Below are 5,541 nucleotides of genomic sequence, written 5' to 3' on the forward strand. Positions count from 1 at the left end.
GCTGCCCAGCAGCGGTGCCGCCTGCCCGCCGCGAAGGTCCAGCCTGGTGTCCTGCTCGACCACGGTGAGCTCGTGGGTGGTCGCGGCGTCCGCCACCACCCGGCCGAGCGCGCCGGAGTTGCTCAGCACGGCCAGCCCGGGCCCGGCCGGCAGCGGCTGGCTGACCAGGATCTGGGCAATGTCCATGAGCTGCTCGTTGGTGGCCACCCGGATCACGCCGGACTGGCGCAGCATGGCGTCCAGGGCGCCGGCCGGGGCCTGCGTGGTGCGCACCGCGTGGCCCGGGGGAAGCTGCAGCCCCATCAGCTCCGACTTGGCCACGATCACCGGCTTGCTGCGGGAGAGCCGGCGGGCAATCCGGGAGAATTTGCGCGGGTTGCCGAAGGACTCCAGGTAGAGGCCGACGGCGAGGGTGGCCGGATCGTCCTCCCAGTACTGCATCAGGTCATTGCCGGAAACGTCGGCCCGGTTGCCGGCGGAAACAGCGGAGGAGACCCCGAGTCCGCGCCGTCCGGCCGCCGCGTTGAGCAGCACGCCGATGGCCGAGGACTGGCTGAACAGCGCCAGCGGCCCGGTCTGCGGCAGGCCCGGGGCCAATGACGCGTTCAGGGACACCTCGGGGTTGGTGTTCACGATGCCCAGCGAGGCCGGGCCGATCACGCGCATCCCGAAGGCGCGGGCATGGCGCACCAGGTCGCGCTGCCGGGCCAGCCCCCGCGCACCGTCGTCGGCAAAGCCGCCGGTGACGATCACCACGCCCCTGACCCCGGCGGCGGCGCAGTCGGCCGCCATCTGCGGCACCTGCTCGTACGGCACCGCGATGACCGCCAGCTGCACCGGTTCCGGCACCGCGGCGATGCCGGGGTAGGACATCATGCCGGCCGGCTCCGGGGCCGTTTCCTGGGTCTGGGAATCGACGGCGTAGACGCGGCCCTTGAAATTGCCGTCGAGGATGTGCTCGAGCAGGGCGAGGCCGATGCTGCCCGGCTGCCCGGCGGCCCCGATCACGGCCACGGATTCGGGGGCCAGCAGCGAGGCGACGCTGCGGGACTCGGCACGGTGCTCCCGCGCCTCCATGACCGCGCGGGAGCGCTCGGTCGGGTCGATGTTGAATTCAAGCATGACCACGCCGTCTTCGAAGTGCCGCCGGACCTCGTAGCCGGCCTCGTTGAAGACGGTGATCATCTTCCGGTTTTCCGGCAGCACCTCGGCCGAGAACCGGCGGATGCCGTGCTCGCGGGCGGCCGCGGCGAGGTGTTCGAGCAGGATGGAACCCAGGCCGCGGCCCTGGTGGGCGTCCGAGATGTTGAACGCCACCTCGGCGTCGGTGGGATCGTCCAGCCGGTCGTAACGGCCGACGCCGACGATCTCGCCGCGGATGGTGGCGACAAAGGCCACCCGGTTGTCGTAGTCCACATTGGTGAAAAGTTCCAGCTCGCGCGGGCTCAGCCGGGACTTGAAGGTGAAGAAGCGCAGGTAAATGGAGCTCTCCGACTGGCCGGCGTGGAAGGCCTGCAGGGCTTCGGCATCGGCAGGGGTGATGGGCCGCAGATGGGCGGTCCCGCCGTCGCGCAGGACCACGTCGGCCTCCCAGTATTCGGGATAATCCGGGGATTGGGCCTCTTGAGACATAGACTCACTGTATCCGCAATCATTAAGTAAAGGACCCGCGCTCTTCCCATGGCCCGCCGACAGAAACCAGTTCAGGACAAGGACTACCCCGCGAATTTCACCGAAAACATCGTCGACATCGACGTCACCTCCGAGATGGAGGGGTCCTTCCTTGAATACGCCTATTCGGTCATCTATTCGCGCGCACTACCCGATGCCCGGGACGGGCTGAAGCCGGTCCAGCGGCGCATCCTCTACATGATGAGCGATATGGGCCTGCGCCCGGACCGCGGCCATGTGAAGTCCGCCCGCGTGGTGGGCGAGGTCATGGGCAAGCTGCACCCGCACGGGGACGCGGCCATCTACGACGCGATGGTGCGTATGGCGCAGGACTTTTCGCTGCGCATCCCGCTGATCGACGGCCACGGCAACTTCGGCTCGCTCGACGACGGTCCGGCCGCCCCGCGCTACACCGAGGCCCGGCTCGCTGCCCCGGCCCTGGCGCTGACGGAGCACCTGGACGAGGACGTGGTGGACTTCGTCCCCAACTACGACAACCAGCTGACGCAGCCGGAGGTGCTGCCGGCCGCCTTCCCGAACCTGCTGGTCAACGGTTCCTCCGGCATCGCCGTGGGCATGGCCACCAACATGGCCCCGCACAACCTGGGGGAGGTGATCGCCGCCGCCCGGCACCTGATCCAGCATCCGGACGCCACGCTTGCCGACATCATGGAATGCGTGCCCGGCCCGGACCTGCCCAGCGGCGGGCGGATCGTGGGCCTGGCCGGCATCCGGGACGCCTACGCCACCGGCCGCGGCTCGTTCAAGACCCGCGCCAAGGTGGAAATCGAGCAGATCTCCGCCCGGCGCACCGGCCTGGTGGTCACCGAGCTGCCCTACATGGTGGGCCCGGAAAAGGTGATCGAGAAGATCAAGGACGCGGTCACCGCCAAGAAGCTGACCGGGATCTCCGACGTGGTGGACCTGACCGACCGCAACCACGGGCTGCGCCTGGTCATCGAGCTGAAGAACGGCTTCAACCCCAAGGCGGTGCTGGCCCAGCTCTACCGGTACACGCCGATGGAGGATTCCTTCGGCATCAACAACGTGACCCTGGTGGACGGCCAGCCCCGGACCCTGGGCCTGCTGGAACTGCTGCAGGTCTACGTGGACCACCGGTTGTCCGTGGTGCGCCGGCGCACCGCCTTCCGGCTGGGCAAAAAGAAGGACCGCCTGCACCTGGTCGAGGGCCTGCTGGTGGCCATCGTGGACATTGACGAGGTCATCCAGATCATCCGCTCCTCGGACGAGGCCGCCGAGGCCCGCAGCCGGCTGATGTCCATCTACGACCTGACCGAAATCCAGGCCAACTACATCCTGGAACTGCGCCTGCGCCAGCTGACCAGGTTCTCCCGGATCGAGTTGGAGAAGGAGCAGGAGGAACTGCGCCGCGAGATTGCCGCGCTGGAGGAAATCCTGAACTCGGACGCCCGGCTGCGCCGGCTGGTCTCGGACGAGCTCGGCGAGGTCGCCGAACTGTACGCGACGCCGCGGCGCACCGTGCTGCTCGAATCCGAGCCGGCCGGCGGGCCCGAGACCCTGGCCGCCGGCAAGCAGGCGAAGGCGGCTGCGGCCGTGCTGCCGCTGGAAATCCCTGACGATCCCTGCTGGGTGATCCTCTCCGCCTCCGGCCAGCTGGCGCGCACCATGACCCAGGACGGGTTCACCGAAAACGGCCAGCGGGTCCGCCACGATGTCTTCGCCTCGGTGGTCCGCAGCACCGCCCGCGGGGAGATCGGTGCGGTCACCTCGGCCGGCCGGATGCTGCGGCTGCAGGTGGTGGACATGCCCGTGCTGCCGCAGACCGCCGGGCTGCCCAACCTCACCGGCGGCGTCCCGGTGAAGGAATTCATCACCTTGGCCAAGGGCGAATCCCTGGTCTCCCTGGTGCCGCTGAACGCGGTGCTGGCCATCGGCACCGCCCAGGGCGTGGTCAAGCGGGTCACCCCCGACCATCCGCTCAACCGCGAGGACTGGGAAATCATCACGCTCAAGGACAAGGACAAGGTGGTCGGCGCCACCGCGGTTGCCGACGAGGACGACCTGGTCTTCCTCACCAGCCAGGCCCAGCTGCTGCGCTTCCCCGCCGCGGCGGTCCGCCCCCAGGGCCGCACCGCCGGCGGCATGGCCGGCATCAAGCTGGCAGCCGGCGACTCGGTGATCTTCTTCGGCCCGGTGGCCCCCGCGGACGACGCCGCGGTGGTGGTGACCATCGCCGCCGGTTCCGAGTCCCTGCCGGGGCTGTCGGCCGGATCCGCCAAAGTGACCGCCTTCGCCGAATATCCGGCGAAGGGACGGGCCACCGGCGGCGTGCGTGCGCACCGCTTCCTCAAGGGCGAAGACCGGCTCAGCCTCGGCTGGGCCGGCCACGGACCGGCCAAGGCCGCGGCGGACAACGGTGCTGCCCGCACGCTGCCCACCGAGCACGGCCGCCGCGACGGCTCCGGCGTGCCCCTGGCCCAGGCCGTCGACGCCGTCGGCCCCAGCTTCTCCTAGCAAAAATTGGTCAGCAGATGCTCCCGCATGGCAAACACGGGTCAGCAGATACGGCCTGGATGCGGAAACTGGCCCGCTCCGCGGGGAAGGACGCCGCGGAGCGGGCGGGCTTAAACTGGCGTCATGGCGATCATCCCGGATACCAAGGACTGGATGTGGGTGACCGGACGCCGCTGCCCGGACTGCGGGTTCGATCCGGCCGGTGTCACCCCCGACACGGTGGGCCCGGCCCTGCGTGCCACGGTGCCGCGCTGGCACCAGGTGCTGGCCCGCCCCGGGGTGCGTGAACGTCCGGATGATTCGACCTGGTCGCCGCTGGAGTACGCCTCCCATGTCCGGGATGTGTGCAGGCTGTTCCACTCCCGGCTGGAGCTGATGCTGGAGCAGGAGAATCCCGGCTTCACCAATTGGGATGCGAACGTGGCGGCCCTCGAGGGACGCTACCGGGAGCAGGATCCGGCAGAGGTGGCCCGGCAGCTCGAAGAGGCCGCCATCGCCACGGCATCCACCTTCGAAGCGGTGACGCCGGACCAATGGGAGCGCCCCGGCCTGCGCAGCAACGGCACGACCTTCAGCATCACCACCCTGGGTTCCTTCTTCCTGCACGAGGTCCTGCACCATATGTACGACGTCGGCGCCTGAGCAGGCGCCCGCCTCCCGTTCCGCCGCGCAGGACGGGCGCGGGGAGCGCTCAGGTCAGCGGGACGTCCCACGCCAGGTGGCGGATGGTCGGCGCGTAGCCCATCCGCTCATACAGGGCCAGGGCGCCGCTGGGGTTTGCGGTGTCCACACCGAGCCCGGCATGTGCCATGCCGCCTGCCCGGAACCGCCGCATGGCCTCGGCCAGCAGCGCCGAGGCCAGCCCGCGGCCGCGCCAGGCGCGCCGGACCCCGAGCAGGTCCGTGAAGCCTTCGTCGTAGCCGGACCGGTGGCGGTATTCCGGGTCGAAGCTGGCCAGCTGGTAGGCCACCGTTTCACCCGTGGCGGTTTCCAGCACCGACATGCTCCACTCCGGTTTCAGCTGCGGATGCCTGACGGTCAAGGCCCAGCGTGCCGGATCCCGCGGCTCGCTGCCCCAGTGGTCCGCAAACGCCTCGTTGTGCGCCAGGCGTACGGCCTCGCTGTCTTCCGGATCCAGCGTGGCAAAGCCGAACCCCGCAGGCAACGGCAGTGCGGGAACCGGATCCGAGAGCGGGCGGGTCATTTCGGTGAAGTAGCGCACCGCCCTGGCCCCAGCCGAGCGCAGCAGCGCAGTGTGCGCGGGATTGCGCTCCTCGGCCATCGTGCGCAGCACGGCGCCGGCGGTACCGGCCGCCACGAAGCGGCGGCGCTGGCATTCGCGCTGCCACGTGTAGACGGCGCGGCCGATCCCCC

At 69.8% G+C, this 5,541-nt stretch carries 4 protein-coding genes; 2 read left to right on the forward strand and 2 right to left on the reverse strand.

Annotated features, from left to right (window positions below):
- A partial coding sequence (locus ACFQ36_RS20265; RefSeq protein ID WP_377016944.1) for a GNAT family N-acetyltransferase occupies window positions 1-1,632 on the reverse strand: 1,632 nt, incomplete at its 3' end.
- A gap of 48 nt (window positions 1,633-1,680) precedes the next feature.
- Between ACFQ36_RS20265 and ACFQ36_RS20270 the strand changes: the two genes are divergently transcribed.
- Both ACFQ36_RS20270 and ACFQ36_RS20275 read left to right on the forward strand, forming a co-directional pair.
- Complete coding sequence (locus ACFQ36_RS20270; protein ID WP_377016946.1) at window positions 1,681-4,167, forward strand: DNA topoisomerase (ATP-hydrolyzing) subunit A; 2,487 nt, start codon at window positions 1,681-1,683, stop codon at window positions 4,165-4,167.
- A 123-nt stretch (window positions 4,168-4,290) separates the two neighbouring features.
- Window positions 4,291-4,809, forward strand: coding sequence for a DinB family protein (locus tag ACFQ36_RS20275; RefSeq protein ID WP_377016948.1), 519 nt, complete (start codon window positions 4,291-4,293; stop codon window positions 4,807-4,809).
- A 49-nt stretch (window positions 4,810-4,858) separates the two neighbouring features.
- Here the strand turns inward: ACFQ36_RS20275 and ACFQ36_RS20280 are convergent.
- A partial coding sequence (locus ACFQ36_RS20280; RefSeq protein ID WP_377016950.1) for a GNAT family N-acetyltransferase occupies window positions 4,859-5,541 on the reverse strand: 683 nt, incomplete at its 5' end.

The organism is Arthrobacter sp. GCM10027362 (genome assembly GCF_042679445.1).
Classification (GTDB): domain Bacteria; phylum Actinomycetota; class Actinomycetes; order Actinomycetales; family Micrococcaceae; genus Crystallibacter.